Below are 24,882 nucleotides of genomic sequence, written 5' to 3' on the forward strand. Positions count from 1 at the left end.
CTTGACAGCGTCAGGCGTTCTGTTCGTCGCGCCAGGCGATCCAGCGACGGAGGGTGTCGAGGTCGTACTCGGGGCCGCTGGTGGAGACCGTGAACAGGCTGACACCGAGCTCGCGAAGGGCCGGTCCGTTCTGCCAGGGATCGCCTCCGACATGGACGGAGCGTTCGATCGTCGACGGGTCGCGGCCGATCTCGGCGCAGTACCGCTCGAGCAGGCCGAGCTTCCGCACCAGGTCCTCGCCCTCGGCGAAGGTGTTCCAGATGTCGGCGTGCCGGGCGACGACGCGGAGCATCTTCTGCTCGCCACCGCCGGCGATCAGGATCGGCATCGGGCCGATCGGCGGTGGGTTCAGCGCGGCGAGGCGCTTCTCGATCCGCGGCAGGGCGTCGGCGAGTTCGGCCACCCGGCGGCCGGGTGAGGGGAACTCGTACCCGTACTCGAGGAACTCCCGCTCCTTGAAGCCGGCGCCGATCCCGAACACGACCCGCCCACCGCTGATGTGGTCGACGGTCCTGGCCATGTCCGCCAGCAGGTCGGGGTTGCGGTAGCTGTTGCAGCTGACCAGGACCCCGAGGTCGATCCGGGAGGTCTGCTCGGCCCACGCCGCGAGAATCGTCCAGCCCTCGAAGTGCTTGCCCTCGGCCACCTTGCCGAGCGGGAAGAAGTGGTCCCAGGTGAAGAGGATGTCCGCGCCCAGGTCCTCGACCTCGCCGGCGGCCCGGCGGATCGCGGCGTACTCGGCGCGCTGCGGCGCCAACTGGGCACCGATGCGGACTGGTCTCATGACAGTGCTCCCTCAGATGCGGTACGTCCTACCCAATCGTGCTGAAGAACTTCAGCAGGCCGGTGGGGGCATCGGGGGCGAAGCAGAGGTCGAGGTTGGCGGCGGATTCGGCCGCGGACTGTTCGGCGCGGGGGAAGAGATCGGACTCGTACGCCGCCAGCGCCGCCTCGGTGTCATAGGGATGGGCGATCAGGGCCGCGGCCAGTTCGGCGCCGTCCTGCATCGCCAGGTTGGCGCCTTCACCGGCGAAGGGTGACATGAGGTGAGCGGCGTCGCCCAGAAGCGTGATGCCGGGGACTCGCTTCCATTGATGACCGATCGGCAGGGCGTGGACCGCACGGGAGAACGGCGCGGCGTCTGCGTCGCGGACCAGGCGGAGGAAGCGGTCGTCCCAGTCCGTGAACTCGGCCAGCAGGGCGTCCTTGGTGATGTCACCGCTGGACCATTCGGCCTCGGTGCGCAGAGCGGCGTACACATGAAGGCGGTCGGGTTCGCGGTGGGCCAGGAAGCCGCGGCCGTCGCCGAGGGCGAACATCAAGCCGGGGCCGATCAGCTCGGCGCTCTCCGGATGCCGTACGGCGGGATCGATCAGATCCAGTTCCGCGAAGGACAACCCCGAGTACGCCGGTGTCGCGTCGGAGACGAGTGGCCGGACCTTCGACCACGCGCCGTCCGCGCCGACCAGCAAGTCAGCCGTGAACGTGCTGCCGTCCGCCAGCCGCACCTCACGGTCGACGATCCCGACGACCTTCGAGTCCCAGCGGATCACGCCGTCCGGCAGGCTGCCGATCAGCAAATCGCGCAGATCCCGGCGGTGCACCTCCGGACGACCTTCCCCCTCGTCGGCAAAGCGCCATACGGCGACCCGGCCGTAGATCCGCATCGCCTCGCCACCGGGCATGACGATGCGCCGGAACTCGTCGTACAGCTCGGCCGCCCGCAACGCGGCCTGACCGGACTCCTCGTGGATGTCGAGCATGCCGCCCTGGGTGCGGGCGGTCGGTGAGGCGTCCAGTTCGTAGACAGCGGCCTCGATGCCGTTAACGTGCAGTACTCGCGCCAGCGTCAAGCCACCGAGGCCGGCGCCGATGGTCGCGATTCCGTGGTGCGTCATGTCGGTTGTCCTCCCGTACGTGGAGTGGCAAGCACTCCGTTGATCAAGACGCGGATGCCCCAGGACGCGCGGTCCTCCCCCGGCCCGCTGAGCAGGTCCTCGCCCTGCGCGACGATCCGCGGGTGCGTCTCCGGTCGGGCAGCTCGCAACGCGGCGCCCAACGCGTCCCACTGCTCCGGGTCGTCGCCCCCCGCGTGTTCAGCAGCGGTCGACGTCGCCAACTGGAGCAGCAAGTCGAGACCCCAGGCAGCCTGTTGTGGCGGTACGCCGCCTTCGTCGAGCAGCGCGAGCACACCCTCCACCAACCGGAGGTAGTTCTCCCCCGCCGGTCGCGCGGTCACCGCGGACTGAGCGAGACTCGGATACTCGAACAGGACCCCGGTGTACGACGCCAGCACCGCCTCGAGCCGCTCTCGCCAGTCCCCGTCGGCCTCGACCGGCGACAAGTCCACCGCGCCGAGCAGTTCATCGAGTACGGCGCCGTGCAGCTGGGCCGTATTCCGGAAGTACACGTAGAGGGACGCCGGCCCGGTGTCGAGCTCGTTCGCCAGCCGCCGCATCGTCACCCGATCCAGCCCTTCGGCGCGCATCACCTCCACCGCCGCCGCCACGATCCCGCGCCGCGTCAACGCCGCCTTCGCCGGCCGCTCCCGCCGACTCCTGGGTTCATCCATCATGGGATCAGCCTAACGAACGTGTTCGTTACGAACAAGTTCGCCCGGCAGGCCTCGAGAACGGCCGAACCAAAGCCGTCCGCTTCAGCACCCGCGAAACCAGCTGCCGAACCCTCAACTGCCAACCCGGCGACCTCCTCGAATGGGTCGCCGAGGAGCAGCACGACTAAGCAACGGTGGCCTTGAAGAAGAAACAACGGCTCTTCTGGATGTGTGGGCGAGGTCGGCTGGGCGTGCCAGCTCGACAGGTGGTGTCGGTCCAGGGGCGCTGGTCGGAGGAAGCATTCACGCCTGGCTCCGGCCGGCCAGGCCGGGGCCAGGGCGGACACCTCCTGTCGCGCTGACACGCCCAGCCCCCGTCCGCACCCTCGGCAGCCCCCGCCCGCAGCCGCACCGGCCGCACACGCGCGGGCAGGTGCAGCGGCTGGACGGGTTCATCGCGGCGGCGGGTGGGACCGGTGGCGGGTGGGACCGCTGGCGGGTGGGGCCGGTGGCGATCCGCGCAGCCTGGGACACCACCTGGGGGCCTCGGACAGGCCGTGCGGTGTCCGAGGACCCCGGCACCTGTCCAGGGCCGCAGCAATCGCGCCGATCAACACCCCCGGCGGCCCAAGCAGGTCGGAACCCCAGCGGACCGGCGCCGGGAGGCTGCCAACCGGATGCCGGGTACCGGGGCCGCGACCGGACCACGGGCCGTCTCAGGTCACCGGTTCTGGGTCCGCCCGATGACCACCACACGGCAGGTGGGCCACCACCCAGGCATCGAGCAGAAGAGCCGAAATAACCTGTCCGACCCCGCACCCAGTCCAAGCCCCAAACGAGTGGCCGCGGGAGCGCGCGTGGGTGGACGCGTGCGGGTCAGCCCTTGACGGCGCCCTCTTCGACGCCTTTGAAGAAGAAGCGTTGGAGGGTGGCGAAGACGATCACGATCGGGATGAACGCGATCATCGTGCCCGCGGCGATGAGGCGGGGGTTGTTGCTGAAGGTGCCGGACAGGTACTGCAGGCCGACGGTCAGCGTGTACTTGTCCGGGTCGGTGAGCACGATCAGCGGCCAGAGGAAGTCGTCCCACGCGCCGATGAACGCGAAGATCGCGACCACGCTGATGGTCCCCCGCACCGACGGCAGCCCGATGTGCACGAACCGCTGCCACGCGTTCGCGCCGTCCACGATGGCCGCCTGGTCGACCTCGATCGGCAGCGACCGGAACGCGTTGTACATCAGCAGCACGTTCAGCGCCCCGATCATGCCGGGCAGCGCGACTCCGAACAGCGTGTTCGCCAGTCCGAACTCCCGCACCGTCACATACTGCGAGATGATCGTGACCTCACCCGGCAACACCAGCGTGGCCAGGAACAACCCGAGCACCAGCCGGCGCCCGCGGAACTGCAACCGCGACAACGCGAACCCGGCCAGCGACGCCCCAATAACGTTGCCTCCAACAACGAGTACGGCGACCACCAGCGAGTTCCGCGCATAATCCCAGGCGGGGACCGTGTCGGTCACGGACTTGTAGTGGTCGAACGTCGGCTGGGCCGGCAGCAGCCGCGGGATCCGGGTGTAGATGTCCTCCCCGGATCCCTTCAGCGACGTGGACAACTGCCACAGGAACGGCCCGATCGTGATCAGCAGCACGAACACCAGCAGCACGTACCGGACCACCTTCTCGCGCGGCGAGACGGTGTTGAACCCGAACGAACCACGCCGACGCCCAGGCGCCGTACCAGAAGCCTCCCGGACAACAGGTCGATCAGTCACAGTCGTCATGCTTCGGCTCCTCGGCGGTTGAGGCGGGCCAGCGCCAGCATCGGTACGACGGTGACGAAGAACAGCACGATCGACAACGCGGACGCGTACCCGAGGTTGCCCTCGAAGCCCTGGCTGTACTGCTGGATCAGCATCACCACCGAGTTGTCCCGGCCACCCGGACCACCCTTGCCACCGCTCAGGATGAACAGCTCGGAGAACACCCGCAGCGCCGACACGGAGATCAGGATCGAGATCAGGATCATCGTCCCGCGGACCCCGGGGATGGTGATGTGGACGAACCGCCGGAACGACCCGGCGCCGTCGACCGCGGCGGCCTCGTGCAGCTCACGCCCGACGTTCCCGAGGGCGGCCAGGTAGATGATCATGTAGTACCCGAGCCCCTTCCAGATCGTCAGACTGATTGCACTCAGCAACAACAGCCACTGGTCGGACAGGAACGGCAGCGGCCCGGAGATGACGCCGAGCTTCTCGGCCAGTCCGTTGACCAGACCGCGATCGTCGAGGATCCACTGCCAGATCAGCGCCACCACGACCGCCGAGGCCACCACCGGGGTGTAGAAGGCGGTCCGGAAGAACGTGATCCCGGGCAGCTTCTTCTCCACCAGTACGGCGAGCAGCAGCGGCAGGACGGTCAGGAATGGCAGGCAGACCACCATGTAGATGACGCTGTTCAGCAGCGCCCAGCGCAACTGCTCGTCGTGCAGAAGGGTCTCGAAGTTCTTCAGCCCGACGAAGGTGCCGCCGCCGATCGGCCTGGCGTTGGTGAACGACAGGATGACGGTGTTGATCGACGGCCAGAGGTTGAACACCAGCAACCAGGCGAGTGCCGGGATCACCAGCACCCACGGTGTGAACCAGCGGTGATACCGCATTACTGCGTAAGGAGCTGGTTGGCCTTCGCCACCGCCGCGTCGAGGGCTGCCTGGGACGAGATCTTGCCGGCGATCGCGAGCGAGATCTGCTGCCCGATGAAGTCGTTGGTCGCACCACTGATCACCGGCGGCTGCAGCACCTTGGCCTTGGCCAGCGAGGCGAACGCGAGCACCTTGGCGTCACTCTCCGGCGTACCGTCGCTCTTGGAGAAGTACGGGTCACTCGCCGACGACTTGGTGGACGGGAAGATGTTCACAATCTTGGCGAACGCGGCCTGGTTCTCCGCACTGGTGACGAACCGGGCCAGCGCGATCGCGGCCGCCTGGTTCTTGGTCTTGGCCGACACCGACAGGCCCTGCACGTACAGCGGCGGGGTGTCGAGCGCGGGCGACGGGACGACCTTGCCCTTCAGTGACGGGTTGTCCTTCTGGAAGTCCTGGATCGCGTTGCCGCCACCGGTGGTCCAGGCGACCTTGCCCTGGGTGAAGAGCTTGGAGTTGCCCAGGTACTCCTGGGTCAGGATGTCGCGCGGCAGGTAGCCGGCCTTGTAGGCGTCGCGGTACTTGTCCAGCAGCGCGGCGGCCTCGGGGGTGTTGAAGACGAACTTCTTGCCGTCGTCGGACAGGATCTTCACGCCGGCGTTGGTGAAGTCGCCGATGCCGGGCAGCCGGCTCATCAGGTACTCCTTGCCGCCGGTCTTGTCGTGCATGACCTTGGCGGCCGCGAGCAGTTCGTCGAACGTCTTCGGCGGGTTCTTCACATCGAGCCCGGCCGCGGCGAACTTGGTCGCGTTCCAGTAGTCGATGTCGGTGTTCAGGTACCAGGGATAGCCGAAGGTGCCGTCCATACCCTGGTATTGGTACGCCTGGACGCCGCCCTCGACGTACTCGTCGTTGATCTTCGGGTCGGCGGCGCCGACGTCGAGCAGCATGTCCTGCTTGGCCAGCGAGAGCGCGAAGTCCGGCGGCAGGTTGGTCACGTCCGGCAGTTGGCCGGCCGAGGCCTGGCTCAGCACTTTCTTGTCGTAGCCGTCGCCCGGCTGGTCCAGCCAGGTGACCTTGGTGCCCGGGTACTTCGTCTCGAAGGCCTTGATCACGCCTTCGACGTACGTCGTGAACTTCGGCTTCAGGGCCCAGGTCTGGAAGCTGACCTCACCGGTCACCTGGGCGTTCGCGTCGACGGTCGGCTTGGCGGCGGCACTGCCGGAATCGCCGGATCCGAGGCCGCAACCAGCCAGAGTGAGAGCGACGGCGGCGAGGGCTGCCACCGGCGCCAGACGGCGTCTACGCATGGAAATCTCCTGGGTTTGATAAACCGGTATAGTTCCTGCACTATCCACATCGTAGAATCCGCTGTCAAGGGGCGAGAGGGTGCCGAGACACCCTCGAAGGGAGGTGCCGGATGGCGAGACCGACGATCGCCGACATCGCGAACCGGGCCGGGGTGTCCAAGGGCGCGGTGTCGTTCGCGCTGAACGGGCGGCCGGGGGTCAGCGACGCGACCCGGGAGCGGATCCTGAAGATCGCCGAGCAGATGAGCTGGCGGCCGCACAGCGCGGCCCGGGCACTGGGTGAGGGCCGGGTCGACTCGGTCGGCATGGTGATCGCCCGGCCGGCTCGCACGCTCGGTGTGGAGCCGTTCTTCGCGCACCTGCTGTCGGGCGTGCAATCGGGGCTGTCCGCGCGGTCGATCTCGCTGCAGTTGCTGATCGTCGAGGACACCGCGACCGAGCTCGAGGTGTACCGCCGGTGGGCCTCGGAGCACCGCGTCGACGGCGTGATCCTCGTCGACCTGACGGTGAAGGACCCGCGGATCGAGGAGCTCAAGGCGCTCGAGCTGCCGGCCGTCGTGATCGGTGGCCGCGGCGGCAAGGGCGCGCTCGCCTCCGTCTGGGCCGACGACCGGGACGCGATGCTGTCGATCGTGGAGTACCTGGCCGCCCTCGGTCACCGCCGGATCGCGCACGTCGCCGGTACGCCCGTCTTCCAGCACACTCAGCGCCGGATCCGGGCCGTCCGCGACGCCGCGCCGCGGCTCGGGTTGATCGATGCACCGTCGATCACCACCGACTTCAGCGACGCCGAGGGCGCGGCGACCACGCGCAAGCTGCTCTCCCAGGCGGATCGGCCGACCGCGATCGTCTACGACAGCGACGTGATGGCGGTGGCCGGCCTGGGCGTCGCGATGGAGATGGGCGTCTCGGTGCCGGGCGACCTGTCGATCGTGGCCTTCGACGACTCGATCCTGACCCAGCTGATGCATCCCGCCCTGACCGCGCTGTCCCGCGACACCTTCGACTTCGGCCGGCAGGCGGCCGAGGTGCTGCTCGAGGTGATCGCCGACCCCACCCAGATGATCAACCGCCGTACCGCCGACCCGATCCTGACCGTCCGCGAATCCACTGCTCCCCCGCCCCACCGCCCCTAGCCCGCCGGCCCGAGTCCCGTCCGGCGTACCGTCCGCACCGCTCCCCGCCGACCCGCCCACGTACGCCGTACGGCCGGGTCGGGGGAGGCGGCCGGGGGCGCCCCGTTCGAGGGGTCAGCCCCCGAAGCGGTGGGTTGCGGACCCTGATTTCGCTTCCGCAACCCACCACCTGAGGGGTGGCCCCTGAAACGGAGCGCGTCTGGCACGGCGGGCCGGAGGGGATCGGTTGCTGTTGTGCCCTAAACCGTTTTAGCATCCTCCGCATGCCCCTGGATCCCGTCACGCCCCGGTTCGGCGCGAACCACGTCCCCTCGGCCGGCTGGTTCTACAGCTGGCTCGACTACGACGGCGACGCGGTACGGCGGGACTTCGCGGACCTGGCCGAGATCGGCCTGGACCACGTCCGGGTGTTCCCGGTCTGGCCCTGGATCCAGCCGAACCGGGCGATCATCCGTGAGCGCGCGATCGACGACCTGCTCGACACCATCGACGCCGCCGCCGAGCATGGGCTGACGGTCGCGGTCGACCTGATCCAGGGCCATCTGTCGAGCTTCGACTTCCTGCCGTCCTGGGTGCTGACCTGGCACAAGACCAGCCTGTTCGAGGATCCGGCGGTCCGCGACGGGCTCGCGGCGTACGTCGACACCGTGGCGCGCGCGGTCGCGACGCGGCCGAACGTCTTTGCGATCACGCTCGGGAACGAGGTCAACAACCTCTGGCCGGACAGCCCGACGACCCCAGCCGCGTCAACGAACTGGGCGCAGGACCTGCTGACCACTGTGAAGAAGGCCGCACCCGACGTCCTTGCGCTGCACTCGCTGTTCGACGACGCCTGGTACAAGGCCGGCCACCCGTTCCACCCCGTTGATGTCGTGGAGCTGGGTGACCTGAGCACTGTCCACTCGTGGGTTTTCAACGGGGTCTCACGAGTGGACGGTCCCCTCGGGCCGGCGACGCTCACCCACGCCGACTACCTGGTCGAGCTCGCCAAAGCGACCTCGCTCGACCCGGCGCGACCCGTGTGGTTGCAGGAGATCGGCGTACCGGGGCCGGACATTCCGGTGGAACTGCAGGCCGAGTTCACCCGGCGGACGGTCGAGTCGGTGCTGCCGAATCCTGCGCTGTGGGGTGTGACCTGGTGGTCGTCGCACGACATCGACCGGCGGCTGCTGGACTTCCCGGATCGGGAGTACGACCTGGGCCTGTTCACCGTCGACCATCAGCGGAAGCCGGCCGCGCGAGCCCTCGCGGACGTGATCGCGGAGGTCCGGGCGAACGGCGTACCGCCGCAACCGGCGCCCACCACACTGGCGTCGCCGGTCAACCTCCGCACCCAGCCACACCGGCGGCCGGAAGTTGCCCCCGGCAGCGAATTCCACCGCCAGTGGGTCGCGGCCCGCACCGACGGCCCGGTCCGGATCGTACTGCCTCAGGACTGACGGTCGATCAGGACCTGGATGCCGTCGAGGATGCGGGTCAGACCGAACTCAAGCTCGTCGTCCAGACCGTCCTCGTACTCCTGGTTGGTGTACAGCGCGGTCAGCATCGGATAGCCGCCCGCGATCAGCCGCGGCACGAGGAACCGGCCGACCTGCTCGGCCTGCACGGGCGTGTTGTCACTGGCCCCGAGCTGCCGCGCCAGGTTCGCGTAGTTGCGCGCATATCCGTCCAGGAGCATGAGGCAACCAAGGTTGTCGTGCTGGCTGAGCCCGGTCCCGGCCATCGCCCCAAGAATCGCCTCGATCCAGCGCAGCACGTTCGGCGTCACGGGCGCACCCCGGATCGGGACCTCGAGCAGCCAGGGGCGTACGGCGTACAACTCGACCTGGGCGTGGACCCACGCGGTCGCCGCCGGCCGCCAACCGGACGGGAGCTCCGGCGGTAGTCCGACCGCGGTGTCGTGGACCAGCACGATCAGCTCGTCCTTGGACCGGACGTACCGGTACATCGCGTTCGTGCTGACGCCGAAATGCGCCGCGATCTTCTGCAGCGAGATCGCCTCGAACCCATGCCGGTCGCCGAACTCGATCCCGGTCGCCACGATCCGCTCGACCGACAGCGCCGGCTTCGGCCCACGCCGCTGCACCGGCTGCACACCCCATGACAACGCCAGCCCCGGCGGCAGGTCCTCCTTCATACCCTCCATCCTCGCGTACGACGGCCGGCCTGAAGAGGAGTGCTAGCACCCCCGTGGAACGGACACCGGGCGGGAGGCCTACGGACCGGCTTTCCGGAAAGAAGCCGGCTCTCCGTGACACTTTTCTTCCGGAAAGCGTCAGGGAGCCGGCTCGATCCACGCGTAGCCGCCGTCTTCGAGGCGGACCACCTGGAGGCCGGCGGCCAGGCGCCGTACGTCGTCGGTCTCGATCACGCCGGTCGCCGGGCCGGCGATGTCGAGGACGATCGCGGCGGCGCCCTCCTGGATGGCCGCGGTCGCGACCAGCTTGGTCTGCGCCGGCATCGGGCGGGCGTCAGGGCTCCAGCGGACCAGGCTCTCGGTTCCGGTGAAGGCCAGTAAGGCGTTGCGGCCGTCCTGGCCCTGGAGCAGCGCGACCGCCATGTCCGACGTCTTGTCGTGCGCCAGGCCGTTCTCGTCGTACTCGACCTCGCCGAGCATCGCGACCACCGGCACCAGCAGCCGCGCCTTGGTCAGCGCCGCCAGCATCGCGCCGTGGTCACCCTCCGCGAGCGCCTCGGCCAGCGCGGGGTCGGCCGATCCGTCGTCGTTGTCGAACCCCGTGAAGGCCAGTCGCCGTTGTGGTTGCACCCGGCCATTGTCCCCGGAGCGGGGTTTCAGGGTGGGGTCAGGGCTGTTCCCCTCTTGGTTCCGGCGCGGACTGTGCGAGCCTGGGTGTGTGCCTGACTTCAACGATTTGACGCTGCTGCCGTTCTGCGTAGGCCTCACGCTGCTCGGCCTGATCGGCTCGTGGGCCGCGTGGCGGCGCCGCGGGGTCGCGGCCGGCACGCGCGGCGTGGCCTGGTCCCTGCTCCCGGTCTCGCTGTACCTGACCGGGCTGCTGGAGCTGGTCTGGGACATCGTCAGATCGGCGGTGAGCTGGCTCACCCACCTGATCTTCTCGCCGACCGTGTGGGCCGGGGTCGCGCTGTTCGGCGTCTCGGTGGTGCTGTACGTCGTGTCCGGCGTGGCCCGCGGGCGGCGTGGCGACACCCCGAAGGTACAGAAGAAACCCGCCTCGCCCGCGGGCGAGCTGACCGCCACGGGTCCCGCACCCGCGTCGGCCGCTCCCGCCAAAGCTGCCAAGCCCGCCAAGGGGTCCAAGGCCAAGCAGCAGGAATCGTCGGAGTTCGACGAGATCGAGGACATCTTGAAACGCCATGGAATCAACTGAAATCGCCGCTGACCACGGCACTCTCGCCCCCCTGACCATCGACTCCCTGCTCGACAACGTCCAGTCCGGCCCACCGCGCCTCGGCCGGACCCGGCTGATCGGCATCGACGGACCGGCCGGCTCCGGCAAGTCCAGCCTCGCGGCGAACGTCGCGGCCCGGGCCGAGGCCCGTGGACTGCACACCGCCGTCATCCACATGGACGACCTGTACGACGGCTGGTCCGGAGCCGAGCGTGGTTTCGGCCTGCTGCGCGACCACGTCCTGCAGCGGATCGCCGACGGCCGCGAAGGCCGGTACCGACGCTACGACTGGCACCTCGGCGCGTACGCCGAGTTGCACGTCGTACCGGTCACGATCGAGCTGCTCATCGTCGAGGGCGTCACCTCGTGCGACCGCGACGCCGGCCACTGGCAGTCCCTGCGGCTGTGGATCGAGACGTCGAACGAGGTCCGCCTGGACCGCGGCATCGAACGCGACGGCGAGGCCCAGCGCGACCACTGGCTGGAGTGGATGCGGTGGGAGCGCGACCATTTCGCCGACCAGGCCACCCGCTCCCGCGCCCACGTGATCGTCGACGGGAACCCGTCGATTCCGCACGACCCGGCGCTGGAGGTCATCACCAAGTCGGTGGCACTACCGCCTCACGACTCAGCCGCGTCCTGAAGGCCGTCCCAGGACCACTGCGGGATGACCAGGCCGGACGGCACGTCGTCGGCCGAGTGGTGGTACTGCGCCATCGGCACAGTGGTCGCCCACGCGAAGTAGTCGTGCAACACGGTACGCAGCCGGTCGTCGGCCAGTCCGACATCGGCGAGCGCCTCGTCGAAGCACGCGATCGCCCGGCGATCCATCTCCTCGTGCTGACCGTTCCCGCTGTGCAGCCGGACGACGGACGTCTCGTCCCCGTAGGTCCCGGAGTACGCGAGCGGTCCGCCGAGCGCCTCACCCCAGTACGCCGCCAGCCGCTCACTGTGATCCGGCCGGAACCCGTGGCTGAACGCGTGGCTCACGATCTCGTCGGCCATCACCCGCTCGTGCCACGCGTGCGCCAGCCGCAGCATCCCATCAGCCCCACCCGCCGCTTCGTACACCGTCTGCATGGAGTCAGTCTGCACTCGTCCCCTTCCGGACGGCGAGCAGCCTGGCGTGCGGATGATGGATCCACTCTCCCGCCGGCGCCTGGTCGACGTACTGCTTGCGCAGTCCCGCGATGAAGGCGTCGCCCCGGTCGAGGGCGAGCGCCCGCAGCGGTCCGGCCCGATCCGCGGCGTCGAAGTACGCCGCCGCACTCGGGTGAGTCATCGGATAGGCCACGAGCTCGTCCCGCTCGACGACCGCGTCGACGAGGGCATCGACGAGTCCGTCCTCCCACGAGCGGTCCGCGCGGGCTTCGAGGACCGTGTCGAGGAGGGCGAACGGCCCGGTCTCCTCGGCCATCTCAGGCCAGTAGACAACGCACATCCGTCCGCCGGGCCGGAGCGCGCCGAACCACGAGCCGATGGCCGCCGCCGGGGCCGGTAGCTGCTGCAGGCCGAACACCGACACGACCGCCGCGCAGGAGCCGGACCATCGTGGATCAAGCGCCGCGGCATCACCCTGGAACACGTTGACGTCCGGCAGCCGGCTTGCCCGTTCCCGGGCCAGCCGCACCATCTCCGCCGACAGGTCGATGCCGACGATCGCCCGCCCGGGGAACCGTGGTGCGAGCAGGTCGAGCTCGGGGAAGGTCCCGCAGCACGGCACCAGGATGGGCCCGTCTGGCACCTCGGCCACCGCCTCGACAGCAGCCTTCACCCAGGGGGCGAAGCGGGGCACGAAGTACGCCTGATAGCCGTCGGCCGCCTCGTCCCAGCCGCGCGCCGTCCGGCTGAGACGCTCGTCGGGTTCGGTCATCGGATCTCCTCCGTCGACGTCGTGATCGCCGCGAGCCGGCGGCGGACATGGTCTCGTTCCGGTTCGGCGCCGGCCAGACTCAACGCCCGCTCGTACGCCGCGGTTGCCTCGGGCAAGCGTCCGAGCCGGTGCAGCAGGTCGGCGCAGGCGAGGGCGAACGGGTGGTAGTCGCGCAGGCGGGGTTCGCCGGCGAGCTCGGCCAGCAGCGCCAGCCCGGCCTCGGGTCCGTCGCGCATCGCGATCGCGGCGGCGCGGTTGAGCGCGATCACCGGAGACGGGTCGATCGCGAGCAGGACGTCGTACAGCCTGACGATCTGCGGCCAGTCGGTGCCGGCGAAATCCGCGGCCTCGTCGTGGAGGGCGGCGATCGCGGCCTGGACGGAGTACGGGCCGGCCGAGCCGCCGGTGAGGGCGGCGACCACCAGGTCCCGGCCTTCGGTGATCATGGCGCGGTCCCAACGGTCGCGGTCCTGGTCTTCGAGCAGGATGATCTCGCCGTTGGGTCCGCTGCGAGCGTCCCGGCGGGCGTGGATCAGCAGCATCAAGGAGAGCAGCCCGGTCACCTCGCGCTCCTTCGGGAGCAGCCGGTGCAGGATCCGGGCCAGCCGGATCGCCTCCTCCGCGAGGTCGAGGCGTTGCAGGTACGGACCGGAGCTGGCGGCGTATCCCTCAGTGAAAACCGAGTAGATCACCTGCAGGACGCCGGGCAGGCGCTCCGGCAGCTCGTCCGGGCCGGGGACGCGGAACGGGATCCGCGCTTCCCGGATCTTCGTCTTCGCCCGGACGATCCGCTTCGCCATCGTCGCGGTCGGGACCAGGAACGCCCGCGCAACCTCCGGCGTGGTCAGCCCCGCCAGGCAGCGCAGGGTCAGCGCACCCCGGTCCTCGGGCGCGAGCGCCGGATGCGCGCAGGTGAAGAACAGTTCCAACCGCTCGTCCGGCAACTGGCCGTCCACGGACGGCGGCGCGGCCCGGTCCGCCTCGACCTGCAGGACGGCGAGTTTGGCGGCGTACACCTGGTCGCGCCGCAACCGGTCGACCGCCTTCCGCCGGGCTGTGGTCATCAGCCAGCCGCCCGGGTTCGGCGGTACGCCGTCGACCGGCCAGCGCACCAGCGCCGCCTCGATCGCCTCCGAGGCGACCTCCTCGGCCAGGTCGAGGTCGCCGAACCGCCGGACGAGCGCGGCCAGCAGCCGGCCGCGCTCCTCCCGGAAGACCGCCTCGACCTGGTCCACGTCAGAACTCCGCGACCGGGCGGACCACCACCGAGCCACCGGCCCGCGATCCCGGGCATTTGGCCGCCCAGTCGAGCGCGACGTCGAGATCGGGTACGTCGATCACGAAGAACCCGCCGAGCACCTCCCGGGTCTCGGCGAACGGCCCGTCGGTGACGGTCCGCTTCCCGTCGTTGGCGACCTGCACCCGGGTGGCCGTGACCAGGTCGGCCAGCGATTCCGACGCCACGACGACGCCCGAGTCGTTGATCTCCTTGTCGAACCGCATCCAGTCCTCCGGCTCACACCCGACCGCTCCCCCGCTCGCGTCGAGCTCACCGGCGTTGATCAAGAGCATGTACTTCATCAGAACCTCCTGTCAGCGTGTCTACAGCATCACCACGAACGGGGTCCCCTCCGATGGACACCGTCGACCGGAAATTTGTGAGGATGGGTCCCATGAGCGTGTTGCCTTCTGGTGAGCAGTGGACGATTCGGGCCGGCGGTTACGAGGGGACCGTTGTGAGCGTCGGCGGTGGGTTGCGCGGGCTCACGTACGACGGGCGGCCGGTGGTGCTCGGGTACGGCGAGGACGAGCCGGCGCATGCGGGGATCGGCCAGCAGCTGTTCCCGTGGCCGAACCGGATCTCGGACGGCAAGTACACCTTCCAGGGCGTCGACCAGCAGCTCGCTCTGACGGAGCCCACCCTTCAGAACGCGATCCACGGCCTGACTCGCTGGGCGAACTGGGAGCGCGTGGACGACGGGACAGACCCTTCCGTGGTCGAGGCCAGCCACCGGCTCCACGGCCAGCCGGGATACCCGCATCAGCTCGACCTCCGGCTCACCTATCGGCTGAGCGACGACGGGCTGACTGTCGACGCCACCGCCACCAACGTCGGAGCGAGCGACGCACCGTACGGGTACGGCACCCATCCCTACCTGAGCGTGGGCCGCCGGATCGACGAGTGCGTGCTGGAGTTCAGCGCGGCTGAGTGGCTGGAGGTGTCACCCGAGCGGATGACACCGATCGGACTCACCCCGGTCGCCGGCTCGCCTTTCGACTTCGCCGCCGGCCGGGTGCTCGGAGAGTTGGACATCGACAACGCGTTCACCGGTCTGGGCGGCGGCTCGTGGTCGGTCAGGCTGACCGATCCGGACACCGGCGCCAAGGCGGTCCTGACCAGTGACACGCCGTGGCTGCAGCTCTACACCGGCGCCGCGATCGGACGTACGGCGCTCGCCGTCGAGCCGATGACCTGTCCGCCGAACGCCTTCATCACCGGGCAGGACCTGATCGTCCTGAAGCCCGGTGAGTCGCACACCACGACGCTCCGGGTGTCGGCCTAGATCTCGGGGTGCCTGGTGGCCGGGCCGGCGCCGTGTTCGCGGGCCACCGCCGCCAGCTCCTTGGCGGCCCGGCTCGCTCGGGATCCTTCGGCGGCCTGAACCGCGAGGATCCCGAGCCGGTTGCCGTCGGCATCGAACAGCTGGAGCCAGGCGTCGCCCGAGCGGAACCGCAGGGCGGAGATCTCGTCCCACGACAGCGTGTACGACTTGAACACGTTGCGGATCCGCAGATGATCCGCGTACGCCGTCACCCGCAGGGTCGTCATCCGGTACAGGATCCACGCGATCGCACCGAAGAACGCCAGCAATGTGAGCCGCTGGAACCAGCTGAACGACTCCCGCGCATCCGCCGGCAGCCGGAACCAGATCACCCCGAACACGGCGATCAGCGACAGACCCATCAGACCGGCCATCAGCGCCACGATCCGCGGATGGAAGGTGAACAGCCGGTCGGTCATGTCAGATCCGGCAGGCGTGGATGTCGGTGGTGAGGATGGCACGTGCGCCCACCTCCCACAGCTGGTCCATCAGCCGCTGCGCGTCGGCCCGCTGGACCATCACCCGGACGGCGACCCAGCCCTGCCGGTGCAGCGGCGAGACCGTCGGCGACTCGAGGCCGGGCGCGACCGCGGTCGCCGCGTCGACGTCCTCGGCGCGGATGTCGTAGTCCATCATCACGTAGTTGCGCGCGATCAGAACGCCCTCGAGCCGGCGGACCAACTGCTGGATCCCGTTCGGCGGGGTCTCCACGCCGTGCCGTTTGATCAGCACGGCCTCGGACTTCAGGATCGGGTCGCCGAACACTTCCAGTCCGGCCTGGCGCAGCGTCGTACCCGTTTCGACGACGTCGGCGATCACGTCCGCGACGCCCAACTGGACGGCCGACTCGACCGCGCCGTCGAGGCGGACCACGGCGGCGTCCACACCGTTCTCGGCCAGGTGATCCTGCAGGACCCCGGCGTACGACGTGGCGATCCGCTTGCCGGCCAGGTCCTTGACGGAGTCGGCGACGCCCGGCCGACCGGCGAACCGGAAGGTGGACGAGCCGAAGCCGAGGCCCATGATCACATCGGCGTCCGCGTGCGAGTCGAGCACCAGATCGCGGCCAGAGATACCGACGTCGAGGGTGCCCTCGCCGACGTACACGGCGATGTCCCGCGGGCGCAGGTAGTAGAACTCGACCTCGTTGGCCGTGTCGGTGAGAGTGAGGTCCTTGGTGGTCCGGCGCTGTTTGTAGCCGGCCTCGGTGAGCATCTCGATGGCGGCTTCGCTCAACGAGCCCTTGTTGGGTACTGCGACGCGCAGCATGGCACTGCCCTTTCGATGGTGAGGTGAACCGGTGGGTCTGTGGGGCGTCTCCTACAGATGTCGGTACACGTCGTCGAGGTCCAGGCCGAGCGCGTGCATCATCACCTGGGCGTGGTAGAGCAGTTGTGACAGCTCTTCCGCGGCCCGGTCCTTGCTCTCGTACTCGGCAGCCATCCAGGACTCGGCGGCCTCTTCGACCAGCTTCTTGCCGATCGCGTGCACGCCCGCATCCAGCGCCGCCACGGTCCCGGAACCCTCCGGCCGCGTCGCCGCCTTCTCGCCCAGCTCGGCAAACAGCTCCTCAAATCTCTTCATCGCGCGCCCAGCCTACGGGGCCGGTGCGGCGGGATCGTCCTCAGGTCCGGCAGGCGGACCCGTTCTGTGGGTTACTGGAGTCGTGGACGAACAAGTGCAGATCTCGGTGATGCTGGCGGTGCCGGACGCACCGGCCGCGGCGGAGTGGTACGCGCGGGCGCTCGGCGCCGTGGAGCTGTGGAACCTGGGCAGCGTGATCGGGCTGAGCGTCGGCGGCGCGGCCTTCTTCCTCGGCGAGCCGGGCAACAACGGCTGGGCGACGCCTGAGGCGGTCGGCCTCCCGACGGTGCGGGTCGAGGTCTTCGTGGACGACCCGGACACCTTCATCCAGCGCGCCGTCGACGCCGGCGCAGACCCGAGGAAGGACCCGGTACGCATCCACGCGATGCCCTGGGGCCCACACCGGCAGGGCACCTTCTTGGATCCCTTCGGCCACCTGTGGTTCGTCGGCGACAAGTCGCCGCTACTGCCCCACCAGGGCGGCTGACAGGGTTCGTGGTGGTGAGTGGGCGTCGACGTAGTGGGAGTGGCGCTCGGACAGGAACTCCTTGACCATCGCGTAGTCGAGGGTGTCGTCAGGCGCGCGCAGGTGGAACGGCGGTGGGTAGAAGGCGTCGCCGAGCACCATGACGCCGGAATCGATCGCCACCAGGGAGTCCAGTGCGTGGTTGCCACCGACATGACGCAGTACGACGCCTGTCGGCAGCGTGAGCGTGTCGTCGAAGGTCTGGTGCGGGAGGACGATGCGGAAATCCGCCCAGTCGGGGACCGCGAGGGCGCGGGCGCGGAAGCTGGGGCCAAGTTTGGGGTTGGCTTTGACCTGGTCGTAGAGGTAGCGATGGCTCCACGGGCGATCGGCCTCGGCGCGGAGAAGCTCGACGGACGCGGCGTGGGCAACCACGGTCACGTCGCCCGGCCAGGCGCAGGCACCCCAGGTGTGGTCCCAGTGGTGGTGGGTGTAGACCAGCCACTTCGGCGCGGGCAGCCCGGCGGTCGCGATGGCTGACTGGATGTCGCGGGCATGGTCGGGGCTGTTGCCGGCGTCGATCAGGACGCTGCCACGGTCGTCGGCGATGACGGCTACGGACGGGCGGACCGCGTCGGGGTCAGGGTCGTGGGGGTAGAGCCAGACCCGACCGGTCAAGTGTTCGAGCACCTGGCCGACGATAGTGCGCATGCACACTCCCCGCAGAGTCCGTGACCTCGGCGCCGTCGTCGGCACCCTCCCACCCGGTGCGCTCAACGCGATCACCGACGTACCTGGGGTGCGGGTCGGGCAGACAACGATCTCCGGTGGCGATCTCAACACCGGGGTGACGGCGATCGTGCCGGACGGGTACGTCGAGGGGCTGCCGGCGGCGGTTGCGGTCGGCAACGGGTACGGCAAACTCGTCGGCTCCACCCAGGTCGACGAACTCGGCGTGATCGAGACCCCGATCCTGCTCACCGGGACGTTGAGTGTCTTCCGCGTCGCCGACGCCTTCCTCACCTGGCTCCTCGACCGCGACCCGAACGCCACCAGCCTCAACCCGATCGTCGGCGAGACCAACGACGGCTACCTCTCCGACATCCGCCGCCGCCCGATCACCCCCGAACACGTCCACACCGCCCTGGACTCGGCCTCCCCCGACCTCCCCGCCGAGGGGTGCGTCGGAGCCGGCACCGGTACGTCGGCCCTCGGCTTCAAGGCCGGAATCGGCACTGCCTCCCGCACCCTCGGAGCTGGCGTGGGCACGGTCGGTGCTCTGGTTCAGTCCAACTTCTCCGGTCTGCTCGCGGTCCTCGGCACTCCGATCCCGGCTCGGCCGCTCGACGCCGACGGCAACTCCTGCATGATCGTCGTCGCCACCGACCTCCCGCTCGACGCCCGCCAACTCGGCCGCCTGGCCCGCCGCGCGATCTTCGCGCTCGCCCGCGTCGGCTCCGACTACGCCCCCGGCAGCGGCGACTACGCGATCGCCTTCACCACCAACCGCAGGCCGAGTTACGCCGACCGCGACCTCCGCGGCCCGTTCCAAGCCGTCACCGAGTCCGTCGAAGAAGCCCTCCTCAACTCACTGACGATGGCCCACACCACCACCGGCCACCGCGGCAACAGCGCCCGAGCCGTCCCCCACGACCTCATCATCGAGCGGTTGAGGTCGGCCGGCGTACTTCGCTGATCCGTCCCGCGGCTCCACCTTGAGCACCCACCAACCACTTTCGGCGTCTCGAAATGGTTGGTGGGTGCTCAAGGTCGAATCGGCACGTGGGGTGGGGGACTATGCGGGTACGGCGGTGTGGGGGGTGGGGTGGTTCGCGGGGGTTCGGTGGGTGAGCGCGGAGCCGATCAGCGAGCCGAAGGCGAGCAGGGCGGCGGCGGTGCGGATCAGGTGTGCGAGCTGCCAGTGGTCGCGCACGCTGGACCAGTCGGCCGGCGGGTTCTGCACCGACCACGACGACTGGTCCGCATTGATCGGCAGGTTGATCGCGAGCGTCGTCGTGAACACGACCAACAGCAGCGCGATCGCCACGAGCACCAGCCGTCGATCGTTGCCTCGGGCCCGGATTGCGAGCACGACCGTGGTCACGATCGCCGGGATCAGGGTCACCGACGCGAGCGTGTCCAGCCGGTCCAGCTCGACCAGCCGGACCTGCGTGTAGACCGACGCATCGAACCCGCGCAACGAGTTCTCGAGCACCAGCACACACAGCAAGAAGCCGGCGAAGAGCCCGCTGAACAGCAGACTCACCCCACGCACGACCGGGGTCATCAGTACGCCAACCCGACCGGCTGGTTGATCGTCGCCGGATCGTCGAGCACCGCAAGCATCAGGTGAGCCACGTCGGCCCGCGAGATCAGATACCCCCGCGTGACCGTCCCGCCAACAACCGTCCGATACGTGCCGGTCAGCGCCTTGTTCGTGAGCTTCGGCGGCCGGACGATCGTCCACGCGGCCGAACTGCTCATGATGTCGGCCTCCATCACGCGCAGATCGGCGTACACATCGGCGGCGAAGGCGTTGATCACCGGGTACACCACCCGCCGGTTGAGGAAGCTCTCATCCGCCGGCACCGGTCCGATGGGCGCGGCGCTCACCGCGACAAACCGCCGTACGCCGACCGCTGACAGCGCGGCCAGTATGGAACGCGTGCTCTCCGACGCGACCGGCCCGTCCTTGCGCCCGCGCGCCCCCACCCCGGAGATGACCGCCTCGCTCCCGTCCACCGCATCCCGCAGCGGCTCCGCCTCGCCCAACCCGGGCACCCGGAACACCTCCAGCGACGAATGCTCCAGGTCGAACGCCGACGACGTACGCACCACCGCCGTCACCTTGTGCCCCGCCTCGAGAGCCTGCCGGACGACGTGACCGCCGATCCCGCCCGTCGCCCCGAACACCGTGATCTTCATTCCGGACTCCTTCATGCGCTACCGTGAAATCTGCTCTGTAACTCATATAGTACGGAACTCATAAGATATGGAACAGACAGAAACAGGTGACCCGCGCCACGCACAGCGCCAGCGTCGCCGCGCCGGGAACGAGATCAAGGCCGCCCTCCGCGATCTGCGGATCCAGCTCGCCCTGCTGAACCACCAGGTCGGCGGCAAGCTGGCGCTGAAGGACGTCGACCTCGACTGCCTCGACGTCCTGGCGCGCAGCGGCCCGCTGACGCCGAGCGCCCTGGCCCGCCAGGCCGGACTGCACCCGGCCACGCTGACCGGCATCCTCGACCGGCTCGAACGGGCGGGCTGGATCGCCCGCGACCGCGCCCGGGCGGACCGCCGCAGCGTCACCATCCGCGTCCTGCCGGACCGCGGGATGGAGGTGTTCCGGCTCTACCAGCCGATGATCGGCGCGATGGACGACGTCCTGGCCGGCTACAGCGAGGCCGAGCTCGACCTGATCGCCGGCTTCCTCCGCCGCAGCAGCGAGGCGGGCGAGCGGGCCAACGACCAGCTGGCTCAGGAGTAGAGGTCGGACAGCGTGCGGCCGAGCCTCGCCAGCTCGGTCCGCAACTCCGGCGGCTCCAGCACCTCGACGGCATCACCGAACCGGCAGAACGCAGCCGCCGCGTTCGGCACCGACTCGATCGGCAGTGTGACCGTCACACTGCCGTCCTCCGCCGGCTCAGCCGCCGCGACCGCCTTGACCAACTGCGGGAACGAGATGTCGTGCATGCGCCCGACCAACCGCGCCGACACCCGGAGTACGGCGTACGCGGTGAAGCGGACCTGGTCGAACTGATCGAGATGCTCCTGCCAGTACCGCGATAGGTCGAACCCTTCGGTCCGCTCGAACTCCTCCTCGGTCGGCGTCAGCTCGAGGATGTTCGAGACGCGGTACGTGCGCATCCCCTTCGCGGTCGCGGAAACGACGTACCAACTGCCGTTCTTGAGCACGAGCCCGTACGGCGCCAGCACACGTTCGACCTCCCGCGGCTCCTCCCATCGGCGGTAGAGCACCTTGATCCGGCGGTCGTGCAGTACGGCGTCGGCGACGGCGGCGAGATGCGGCGAGTTCTCGGCGTCCTGGTACCAGGCGGGCAGGTCGAGGTGGAAGCGGTTCTTCAGCCGCCCGGCGCGATCCCGCTGGTCCGGCGCCAGCGCGGCCAGCAGCTTCAGCTCGGCCCCGCTCGTCTCGGCGGTCAACCCGAACGCCGCGGCCGCGCCGGGCAGGCCGACCAGGAACAGCGCGGCCGCCTCCTGCTCGGTGAGTCCGGTCAGCCTCGTCCGGTACCCCTCGACCAGCCGATAGCCGCCGGCCCGCCCCTGATCGGCGTACACCGGAACGCCGGCCGCCGCGAGCGCCTCGACGTCGCGGTAGATGGTGCGCAGCGACACCTCGAGTTCCTCGGCGAGCTCACGCGCGGTCAACTGCCGCCGCGTCTGCAGCAACAGCAGGATCGACAGCAACCGACTCGAACGCATGCTCCGAGGTTAGCCGCAAACACTGCCATGACCTGTCAGGTATGGCGGCGAAGCTTGGCTGCATGACGACATGGACCAAGGTGACCGGCGACTTCGACTTCCTCAACGGGTATTTCGACGTCCGGCACCGAACCTTGAAGCAAGCCTTCGCCGGGAGCGACGAGTGGCTGCAGTACGACGGCACGACGACGGCACACACGTACTTCGACGGGGCGATCAGCATCGACGAGGTGCGCTTCCCGACGAAAGGGTCGTACGGCCTGTCGGTGCGGTTGTTCGACCCGATCGCCAAGGAGTGGAGCATCTGGTGGATCAACAGCACCACGATGCAGCTCTATCCCCCGGTGCGCGGCGGCTGGTCGGAGGACGGCTCGACCTGCCGGCTGGTCGGTGAGGACGAGCTCGACGGGAAGCCGATCCTCTGCAGCTACGAGTGGTCGGACATCACCGCGGAGACCGCGCACTGGGAGCAGGCGTACTCCAACGACGGCGGCGAGACCTGGGAAACCAACTGGATCATGGACTTCACCCGCCGGTCCACGCCCCCACCCGCCCTCAAGATCCCCAAGGTGACCGGTGATTTCGACTTCCTCGTCGGTCGCTGGGACATGCACAACAGCCGCCGCAAGCCTGTCTTGGGCGAGCCGGCCGAGTGGTACGACATGCAGTCCGAGATGGAAGTCACGACGTACTTCGACGGAGCGATCAGCTTCGACGAGGGCTGGTTCCCGACCGAGGGCTTCCGCGGCGCAACCCTCCGCATCTACAACCCCGAGTCGAAGACCTGGGCCATCCACTGGATCAACAGCCTCCGCGGCCAGTTGGAGACCCCCGTCATCGGCTCCTTCGCCGAGGACGGCACCGGGACCTTCGAGGGTCCGGACGTCTGGGACGGTCAGCCCATCGACGTCCGCTTCCGCTGGACCCCAGGCGTCGACAAGGCCGCCTGGGAGCAATCCTTCTCCACCGACGGCGGCAAAACCTGGCTCCCCAACTGGAAAATGCAACACACCCGGATCAAGTAGCGGTGGCCGTTCCCACGCGCTACCCGCCCAACCGCGCATCCTTTCGGGCACGAGTCGTGGATCGGGGTCGGCGAGAATGCCTCATCGCGAGCACCGATTCACGACTCGATCGATCGCACTGCCGCCAATCGCCACGACTCGGCCAATCCGGTCCGCGACTGACCGCTACAACTCGCGGATGGCAACCAGAGTGGAGAGGGCTGCTTGGGTTGCCTCGTAGCCCTTGTCTTCGCGGCTGTCGGGGAGGCCTGCTCGGTCCAGGGCCTGGGGGTCGTTGTCGCAAGTGAGTACGCCGAAGCCGATCGGGATGCCCGTACTCACGCCGACCTGCATGAGACCTTCGGTCGCCGCCTGGCAGACGTACTCGAAGTGCGGAGTGTCACCGCGGATCACCACGCCCAGCGCCACCACAGCGTCGTACCCGTTCTTGGCCGCGTGCAGCGACGCGACCGGGAGCTCGAAGGACCCCGGCACCCGGACCACCGTGTAGTCGGTGACGCCGGAGTCGTCGAGCGCGCGGATCGCACCCGCGACCAGAGCGTCGGTGACCTTCGGGTGCCACCGGGCCGCGACGATCGCGACCCGGGCCCCGTCCGCGCGCGGGACCTCGATGGTTGGTGCTCCACTGCCCGACATCAGCCGGCTCCGTTCTCTTCCGTGAGCACGCCGCCGGGCAGGTGATGACCCATCCGGTCGCGCTTCGTCCGCAGGTACCGCAGGTTGTGTTCGGTCGGGTCGATCGAGATGCTGCGGCGCTCGACCACGTCGATGCCGTACCCCTGGACCCCGGCGAGCTTGTCCGGGTTGTTGGTCAGCAACCGCACCTCTTTCACGCCCAGATCCGCGAGGATCTGCGCGCCGGTGCCGTAGTCGCGCGCATCCGCCGGCAACCCGAGATCCAGGTTCGCGTCAACCGTGTCCCGGCCCGCGTCCTGCAGCTCATAAGCCTGCAGCTTGTGCAACAGCCCGATCCCGCGTCCCTCATGACCGCGCAGATACACGACGACGCCGCCCTCAGCCGCAACCTGCCGCATCGCCTCATCGAGCTGCGGACCACAGTCACACCGCAGCGAGCCGAACACATCACCGGTCAAGCACTCCGAATGCAACCGCACCAGCGTCGGTCCGTCGCCGATCTCGCCGCGAACCAGCGCCAGCTGCTCCGACCCGTCCACCGTGTTCCGGTAGCCGTGGGCAACGAAATCGCCGTACTGCGTCGGCAGCGTGGTCGTCGCGACGCGCTGGATCTGCGATTCGGTACGGCGCCGGTACCGGATCAGATCGTCGATCGACACCAGCACCAGCCCGTGCTCGTCGGCGAACGTCCGCAGCTGCGGACCGCGCTTCATCGTGCCGTCGTCGTTCACCAGCTCGGAAATGACCGCGGCCGGCGTCAGCCCGGCCATCCGGGCCAGGTCGATCGACGCCTCGGTGTGCCCGGGCCGGACCAGTACGCCGCCCTCGCGCCCGCGCAGCGGGAACACGTGGCCGGGCTGGACCAGGTCGTACGGCTCCGAGGCCGAGTCGGTCAGCACCCGGATCGTCCGGGCCCGGTCGGCCGCCGAGATCCCGGTGCTGATGCTGTCACGGGCGTCGACCGAGATCGTGTACGCCGTACGCATCCGCTCCCGGTTGTGCGGCGTCATCAGCGGGACGCCGAGCCGGTCGAGCTCGGCGCCCTCCATCGGCACACAGACCACGCCTGAGCTGTACCGGATCAGGAATGCCAGCAGCTCCGGAGTCGCCTTGGACGCCGCGAAGATCAGGTCGCCCTCGTTCTCGCGGTCCTCGTCGTCGACCACGATCACCGGCCGTCCGGCCCGGATCTCGTCGATCGCATGCTCGATCGTGTCGAGCTTCAGCACGTTACCCATG

General features: G+C 69.1%; 30 protein-coding genes and 1 pseudogene. 10 read left to right on the forward strand and 21 right to left on the reverse strand.

The features are described from left to right. Window positions 1-10 precede the first annotated feature (10 nt). The 3 genes from ACXC9Q_RS20085 to ACXC9Q_RS20095 are packed head-to-tail and all read right to left on the reverse strand — an operon-like array spanning window position 11 to window position 2,575. On the reverse strand, window positions 11-784 hold the full coding sequence (locus ACXC9Q_RS20085; RefSeq protein WP_457058126.1) for an LLM class F420-dependent oxidoreductase: 774 nt from the start codon (window positions 782-784) through the stop codon (window positions 11-13). Between the two features lie 28 nt (window positions 785-812). Next, window positions 813-1,898 carry an FAD-dependent oxidoreductase gene (locus ACXC9Q_RS20090; protein ID WP_457058127.1) on the reverse strand — a complete coding sequence of 362 codons (1,086 nt, stop codon included), beginning with the start codon at window positions 1,896-1,898 and terminating at the stop codon, window positions 813-815. Continuing rightward, window positions 1,895-2,575: a TetR/AcrR family transcriptional regulator gene (locus ACXC9Q_RS20095; protein ID WP_457058128.1), complete on the reverse strand. Its 681-nt coding sequence runs from the start codon at window positions 2,573-2,575 to the stop codon at window positions 1,895-1,897. Before ACXC9Q_RS20095 ends, ACXC9Q_RS20090 begins: the two co-directional genes overlap by 4 nt. A gap of 62 nt (window positions 2,576-2,637) precedes the next feature. Here ACXC9Q_RS20095 and ACXC9Q_RS20100 point away from each other — a divergent pair. Then, window positions 2,638-2,742 (forward strand): annotated as a pseudogene (locus ACXC9Q_RS20100) (helix-turn-helix domain-containing protein); the annotation flags it as partial. Between the two features lie 688 nt (window positions 2,743-3,430). On the opposite strand, the gene ACXC9Q_RS20105 reads toward ACXC9Q_RS20100, so the two are convergent. Genes ACXC9Q_RS20105 through ACXC9Q_RS20115 form a run of 3 tightly spaced genes read right to left on the reverse strand, consistent with a single transcriptional unit; the run spans window position 3,431 to window position 6,506 of the window. Then, window positions 3,431-4,339: a carbohydrate ABC transporter permease gene (locus ACXC9Q_RS20105; protein ID WP_457058130.1), complete on the reverse strand. Its 909-nt coding sequence runs from the start codon at window positions 4,337-4,339 to the stop codon at window positions 3,431-3,433. Continuing rightward, window positions 4,336-5,178 carry a carbohydrate ABC transporter permease gene (locus ACXC9Q_RS20110; RefSeq protein ID WP_457058131.1) on the reverse strand — a complete coding sequence of 281 codons (843 nt, stop codon included), beginning with the start codon at window positions 5,176-5,178 and terminating at the stop codon, window positions 4,336-4,338. The genes ACXC9Q_RS20105 and ACXC9Q_RS20110 overlap by 4 nt, the downstream gene beginning before the upstream one ends. Window positions 5,179-5,213: 35 nt before the next feature. Beyond that, window positions 5,214-6,506, reverse strand: a complete 1,293-nt coding sequence (locus ACXC9Q_RS20115) for an ABC transporter substrate-binding protein (RefSeq protein WP_457058132.1) — start codon at window positions 6,504-6,506, stop codon at window positions 5,214-5,216. Window positions 6,507-6,616: 110 nt separating this feature from the next. Between ACXC9Q_RS20115 and ACXC9Q_RS20120 the strand changes: the two genes are divergently transcribed. Then, window positions 6,617-7,642: a LacI family DNA-binding transcriptional regulator gene (locus ACXC9Q_RS20120; RefSeq protein ID WP_457058133.1), complete on the forward strand. Its 1,026-nt coding sequence runs from the start codon at window positions 6,617-6,619 to the stop codon at window positions 7,640-7,642. 263 nt (window positions 7,643-7,905) lie between these two features. Next, window positions 7,906-9,081 (forward strand): glycoside hydrolase 5 family protein, encoded by a 1,176-nt coding sequence (locus tag ACXC9Q_RS20125; protein ID WP_457058134.1) that lies wholly within the window; start codon window positions 7,906-7,908, stop codon window positions 9,079-9,081. Here ACXC9Q_RS20125 and ACXC9Q_RS20130 read toward each other — a convergent pair. Further along, complete coding sequence (locus tag ACXC9Q_RS20130; protein WP_457058135.1) at window positions 9,072-9,779, reverse strand: TetR/AcrR family transcriptional regulator; 708 nt, start codon at window positions 9,777-9,779, stop codon at window positions 9,072-9,074. The two genes, ACXC9Q_RS20125 and ACXC9Q_RS20130, sit on opposite strands and share 10 nt — an antisense overlap. 138 nt (window positions 9,780-9,917) lie before the next feature. Then, on the reverse strand, window positions 9,918-10,409 hold the full coding sequence (locus ACXC9Q_RS20135) for an SseB family protein (protein ID WP_457058137.1): 492 nt from the start codon (window positions 10,407-10,409) through the stop codon (window positions 9,918-9,920). Between the two features lie 88 nt (window positions 10,410-10,497). On the opposite strand from ACXC9Q_RS20135, the gene ACXC9Q_RS20140 reads away from it, so the two are divergent. Both ACXC9Q_RS20140 and ACXC9Q_RS20145 read left to right on the forward strand, forming a co-directional pair. Further along, window positions 10,498-10,992 (forward strand): hypothetical protein, encoded by a 495-nt coding sequence (locus ACXC9Q_RS20140; RefSeq protein WP_457058138.1) that lies wholly within the window; start codon window positions 10,498-10,500, stop codon window positions 10,990-10,992. After that, window positions 10,979-11,656 carry a uridine kinase family protein gene (locus tag ACXC9Q_RS20145; protein ID WP_457058139.1) on the forward strand — a complete coding sequence of 226 codons (678 nt, stop codon included), beginning with the start codon at window positions 10,979-10,981 and terminating at the stop codon, window positions 11,654-11,656. The genes ACXC9Q_RS20140 and ACXC9Q_RS20145 overlap by 14 nt, the downstream gene beginning before the upstream one ends. On the opposite strand, the gene ACXC9Q_RS20150 is transcribed toward ACXC9Q_RS20145, so the two are convergent. From ACXC9Q_RS20150 to ACXC9Q_RS20165, 4 genes are read right to left on the reverse strand one after another with little or no spacing between them, the layout of a single operon-like run. After that, window positions 11,635-12,093, reverse strand: coding sequence for a group II truncated hemoglobin (locus tag ACXC9Q_RS20150; RefSeq protein ID WP_457058140.1), 459 nt, complete (start codon window positions 12,091-12,093; stop codon window positions 11,635-11,637). The genes ACXC9Q_RS20145 and ACXC9Q_RS20150 overlap by 22 nt on opposite strands. A 4-nt stretch (window positions 12,094-12,097) precedes the next feature. Next, window positions 12,098-12,886: a class I SAM-dependent methyltransferase gene (locus ACXC9Q_RS20155; RefSeq protein ID WP_457058142.1), complete on the reverse strand. Its 789-nt coding sequence runs from the start codon at window positions 12,884-12,886 to the stop codon at window positions 12,098-12,100. Next, complete coding sequence (locus ACXC9Q_RS20160; RefSeq protein ID WP_457058144.1) at window positions 12,883-14,121, reverse strand: RNA polymerase sigma factor; 1,239 nt, start codon at window positions 14,119-14,121, stop codon at window positions 12,883-12,885. The genes ACXC9Q_RS20155 and ACXC9Q_RS20160 overlap by 4 nt, the downstream gene beginning before the upstream one ends. Before the next feature lies 1 nt (window position 14,122). Then, a complete protein-coding gene (locus ACXC9Q_RS20165; protein ID WP_405068409.1) occupies window positions 14,123-14,467 on the reverse strand; it encodes a YciI family protein in 345 nt (114 codons plus the stop codon). A 92-nt stretch (window positions 14,468-14,559) separates the two neighbouring features. Between ACXC9Q_RS20165 and ACXC9Q_RS20170 the strand changes: the two genes are divergently transcribed. After that, window positions 14,560-15,450 (forward strand): aldose 1-epimerase family protein, encoded by an 891-nt coding sequence (locus tag ACXC9Q_RS20170; RefSeq protein WP_457058146.1) that lies wholly within the window; start codon window positions 14,560-14,562, stop codon window positions 15,448-15,450. Here ACXC9Q_RS20170 and ACXC9Q_RS20175 read toward each other — a convergent pair. The 3 genes from ACXC9Q_RS20175 to ACXC9Q_RS20185 are packed head-to-tail and all read right to left on the reverse strand — an operon-like array spanning window position 15,447 to window position 17,073. Further along, window positions 15,447-15,908, reverse strand: a complete 462-nt coding sequence (locus ACXC9Q_RS20175) for a PH domain-containing protein (protein ID WP_457058147.1) — start codon at window positions 15,906-15,908, stop codon at window positions 15,447-15,449. The genes ACXC9Q_RS20170 and ACXC9Q_RS20175 overlap by 4 nt on opposite strands. Before the next feature lies 1 nt (window position 15,909). Next, entirely contained in the window at window positions 15,910-16,758 is an 849-nt protein-coding gene (gene hisG, locus ACXC9Q_RS20180; RefSeq protein WP_457058148.1) for an ATP phosphoribosyltransferase, read from the reverse strand. A gap of 51 nt (window positions 16,759-16,809) precedes the next feature. Continuing rightward, window positions 16,810-17,073: a phosphoribosyl-ATP diphosphatase gene (locus ACXC9Q_RS20185; RefSeq protein WP_328518885.1), complete on the reverse strand. Its 264-nt coding sequence runs from the start codon at window positions 17,071-17,073 to the stop codon at window positions 16,810-16,812. A gap of 82 nt (window positions 17,074-17,155) precedes the next feature. Here ACXC9Q_RS20185 and ACXC9Q_RS20190 point away from each other — a divergent pair, with 82 nt between their 5' ends. Further along, window positions 17,156-17,560, forward strand: coding sequence for a VOC family protein (locus ACXC9Q_RS20190; protein ID WP_328518884.1), 405 nt, complete (start codon window positions 17,156-17,158; stop codon window positions 17,558-17,560). Here the strand turns inward: ACXC9Q_RS20190 and ACXC9Q_RS20195 are convergent. Continuing rightward, window positions 17,537-18,250 carry an MBL fold metallo-hydrolase gene (locus ACXC9Q_RS20195; RefSeq protein ID WP_457058149.1) on the reverse strand — a complete coding sequence of 238 codons (714 nt, stop codon included), beginning with the start codon at window positions 18,248-18,250 and terminating at the stop codon, window positions 17,537-17,539. The two genes, ACXC9Q_RS20190 and ACXC9Q_RS20195, sit on opposite strands and share 24 nt — an antisense overlap. Between ACXC9Q_RS20195 and ACXC9Q_RS20200 the strand changes: the two genes are divergently transcribed. Beyond that, complete coding sequence (locus tag ACXC9Q_RS20200) at window positions 18,249-19,235, forward strand: P1 family peptidase (RefSeq protein ID WP_457058150.1); 987 nt, start codon at window positions 18,249-18,251, stop codon at window positions 19,233-19,235. The two genes, ACXC9Q_RS20195 and ACXC9Q_RS20200, sit on opposite strands and share 2 nt — an antisense overlap. 99 nt (window positions 19,236-19,334) lie before the next feature. Here the strand turns inward: ACXC9Q_RS20200 and ACXC9Q_RS20205 are convergent, their stop codons facing one another. Then, entirely contained in the window at window positions 19,335-19,826 is a 492-nt protein-coding gene (locus tag ACXC9Q_RS20205; RefSeq protein ID WP_457058151.1) for an anthrone oxygenase family protein, read from the reverse strand. Continuing rightward, window positions 19,826-20,464 (reverse strand): NAD(P)-dependent oxidoreductase, encoded by a 639-nt coding sequence (locus ACXC9Q_RS20210; protein ID WP_457058152.1) that lies wholly within the window; start codon window positions 20,462-20,464, stop codon window positions 19,826-19,828. The genes ACXC9Q_RS20205 and ACXC9Q_RS20210 overlap by 1 nt, the downstream gene beginning before the upstream one ends. A 67-nt stretch (window positions 20,465-20,531) precedes the next feature. Between ACXC9Q_RS20210 and ACXC9Q_RS20215 the strand changes: the two genes are divergently transcribed. Further along, complete coding sequence (locus ACXC9Q_RS20215) at window positions 20,532-21,026, forward strand: MarR family transcriptional regulator (RefSeq protein WP_457058153.1); 495 nt, start codon at window positions 20,532-20,534, stop codon at window positions 21,024-21,026. Here the strand turns inward: ACXC9Q_RS20215 and ACXC9Q_RS20220 are convergent. Further along, on the reverse strand, window positions 21,017-21,982 hold the full coding sequence (locus ACXC9Q_RS20220) for a helix-turn-helix transcriptional regulator (RefSeq protein WP_457058154.1): 966 nt from the start codon (window positions 21,980-21,982) through the stop codon (window positions 21,017-21,019). The two genes, ACXC9Q_RS20215 and ACXC9Q_RS20220, sit on opposite strands and share 10 nt — an antisense overlap. 62 nt (window positions 21,983-22,044) lie before the next feature. On the opposite strand from ACXC9Q_RS20220, the gene ACXC9Q_RS20225 reads away from it, so the two are divergent. After that, on the forward strand, window positions 22,045-23,007 hold the full coding sequence (locus tag ACXC9Q_RS20225; RefSeq protein ID WP_457058155.1) for a hypothetical protein: 963 nt from the start codon (window positions 22,045-22,047) through the stop codon (window positions 23,005-23,007). 165 nt (window positions 23,008-23,172) lie between these two features. On the opposite strand, the gene ribH is transcribed toward ACXC9Q_RS20225, so the two are convergent. Both ribH and ACXC9Q_RS20235 read right to left on the reverse strand, forming a co-directional pair. Then, window positions 23,173-23,643 (reverse strand): 6,7-dimethyl-8-ribityllumazine synthase, encoded by a 471-nt coding sequence (gene ribH, locus ACXC9Q_RS20230; protein WP_457058156.1) that lies wholly within the window; start codon window positions 23,641-23,643, stop codon window positions 23,173-23,175. Then, the gene (locus tag ACXC9Q_RS20235; protein ID WP_457058157.1) at window positions 23,643-24,881 is read right to left on the reverse strand and encodes a bifunctional 3,4-dihydroxy-2-butanone-4-phosphate synthase/GTP cyclohydrolase II; all 1,239 of its coding nucleotides are present in this window, start codon (window positions 24,879-24,881) and stop codon (window positions 23,643-23,645) included. The genes ribH and ACXC9Q_RS20235 overlap by 1 nt, the downstream gene beginning before the upstream one ends. Window position 24,882 lies beyond the last annotated feature (1 nt).

The organism is Kribbella sp. CWNU-51, assembly GCF_054073265.1.

What these genes read in the sequence shown, in the direction of transcription:
- ACXC9Q_RS20085 (WP_457058126.1), bottom strand. Translation starts at nt 784, where the DNA reads ATGAGACCAGTCCGCATCGGTGCCCAGTTGGCGCCGCAGCGCGCCGAG.
- ACXC9Q_RS20090 (WP_457058127.1), bottom strand. Translation starts at nt 1,898, where the DNA reads ATGACGCACCACGGAATCGCGACCATCGGCGCCGGCCTCGGTGGCTTG.
- ACXC9Q_RS20095 (WP_457058128.1), bottom strand. Translation starts at nt 2,575, where the DNA reads ATGATGGATGAACCCAGGAGTCGGCGGGAGCGGCCGGCGAAGGCGGCG.
- ACXC9Q_RS20105 (WP_457058130.1), bottom strand. Translation starts at nt 4,339, where the DNA reads ATGACGACTGTGACTGATCGACCTGTTGTCCGGGAGGCTTCTGGTACG.
- ACXC9Q_RS20115 (WP_457058132.1), bottom strand. Translation starts at nt 6,506, where the DNA reads ATGCGTAGACGCCGTCTGGCGCCGGTGGCAGCCCTCGCCGCCGTCGCT.
- ACXC9Q_RS20120 (WP_457058133.1), top strand. Translation starts at nt 6,617, where the DNA reads ATGGCGAGACCGACGATCGCCGACATCGCGAACCGGGCCGGGGTGTCC.
- ACXC9Q_RS20125 (WP_457058134.1), top strand. Translation starts at nt 7,906, where the DNA reads ATGCCCCTGGATCCCGTCACGCCCCGGTTCGGCGCGAACCACGTCCCC.
- ACXC9Q_RS20130 (WP_457058135.1), bottom strand. Translation starts at nt 9,779, where the DNA reads ATGAAGGAGGACCTGCCGCCGGGGCTGGCGTTGTCATGGGGTGTGCAG.
- ACXC9Q_RS20145 (WP_457058139.1), top strand. Translation starts at nt 10,979, where the DNA reads ATGGAATCAACTGAAATCGCCGCTGACCACGGCACTCTCGCCCCCCTG.
- ACXC9Q_RS20150 (WP_457058140.1), bottom strand. Translation starts at nt 12,093, where the DNA reads ATGCAGACGGTGTACGAAGCGGCGGGTGGGGCTGATGGGATGCTGCGG.
- ACXC9Q_RS20155 (WP_457058142.1), bottom strand. Translation starts at nt 12,886, where the DNA reads ATGACCGAACCCGACGAGCGTCTCAGCCGGACGGCGCGCGGCTGGGAC.
- ACXC9Q_RS20165 (WP_405068409.1), bottom strand. Translation starts at nt 14,467, where the DNA reads ATGAAGTACATGCTCTTGATCAACGCCGGTGAGCTCGACGCGAGCGGG.
- ACXC9Q_RS20170 (WP_457058146.1), top strand. Translation starts at nt 14,560, where the DNA reads ATGAGCGTGTTGCCTTCTGGTGAGCAGTGGACGATTCGGGCCGGCGGT.
- ACXC9Q_RS20175 (WP_457058147.1), bottom strand. Translation starts at nt 15,908, where the DNA reads ATGACCGACCGGCTGTTCACCTTCCATCCGCGGATCGTGGCGCTGATG.
- hisG (WP_457058148.1), bottom strand. Translation starts at nt 16,758, where the DNA reads ATGCTGCGCGTCGCAGTACCCAACAAGGGCTCGTTGAGCGAAGCCGCC.
- ACXC9Q_RS20185 (WP_328518885.1), bottom strand. Translation starts at nt 17,073, where the DNA reads ATGAAGAGATTTGAGGAGCTGTTTGCCGAGCTGGGCGAGAAGGCGGCG.
- ACXC9Q_RS20200 (WP_457058150.1), top strand. Translation starts at nt 18,249, where the DNA reads ATGCACACTCCCCGCAGAGTCCGTGACCTCGGCGCCGTCGTCGGCACC.
- ACXC9Q_RS20195 (WP_457058149.1), bottom strand. Translation starts at nt 18,250, where the DNA reads ATGCGCACTATCGTCGGCCAGGTGCTCGAACACTTGACCGGTCGGGTC.
- ACXC9Q_RS20205 (WP_457058151.1), bottom strand. Translation starts at nt 19,826, where the DNA reads ATGACCCCGGTCGTGCGTGGGGTGAGTCTGCTGTTCAGCGGGCTCTTC.
- ACXC9Q_RS20210 (WP_457058152.1), bottom strand. Translation starts at nt 20,464, where the DNA reads ATGAAGATCACGGTGTTCGGGGCGACGGGCGGGATCGGCGGTCACGTC.
- ACXC9Q_RS20215 (WP_457058153.1), top strand. Translation starts at nt 20,532, where the DNA reads ATGGAACAGACAGAAACAGGTGACCCGCGCCACGCACAGCGCCAGCGT.
- ACXC9Q_RS20220 (WP_457058154.1), bottom strand. Translation starts at nt 21,982, where the DNA reads ATGCGTTCGAGTCGGTTGCTGTCGATCCTGCTGTTGCTGCAGACGCGG.
- ACXC9Q_RS20225 (WP_457058155.1), top strand. Translation starts at nt 22,045, where the DNA reads ATGACGACATGGACCAAGGTGACCGGCGACTTCGACTTCCTCAACGGG.
- ribH (WP_457058156.1), bottom strand. Translation starts at nt 23,643, where the DNA reads ATGTCGGGCAGTGGAGCACCAACCATCGAGGTCCCGCGCGCGGACGGG.
- ACXC9Q_RS20235 (WP_457058157.1), bottom strand. Translation starts at nt 24,881, where the DNA reads ATGGGTAACGTGCTGAAGCTCGACACGATCGAGCATGCGATCGACGAG.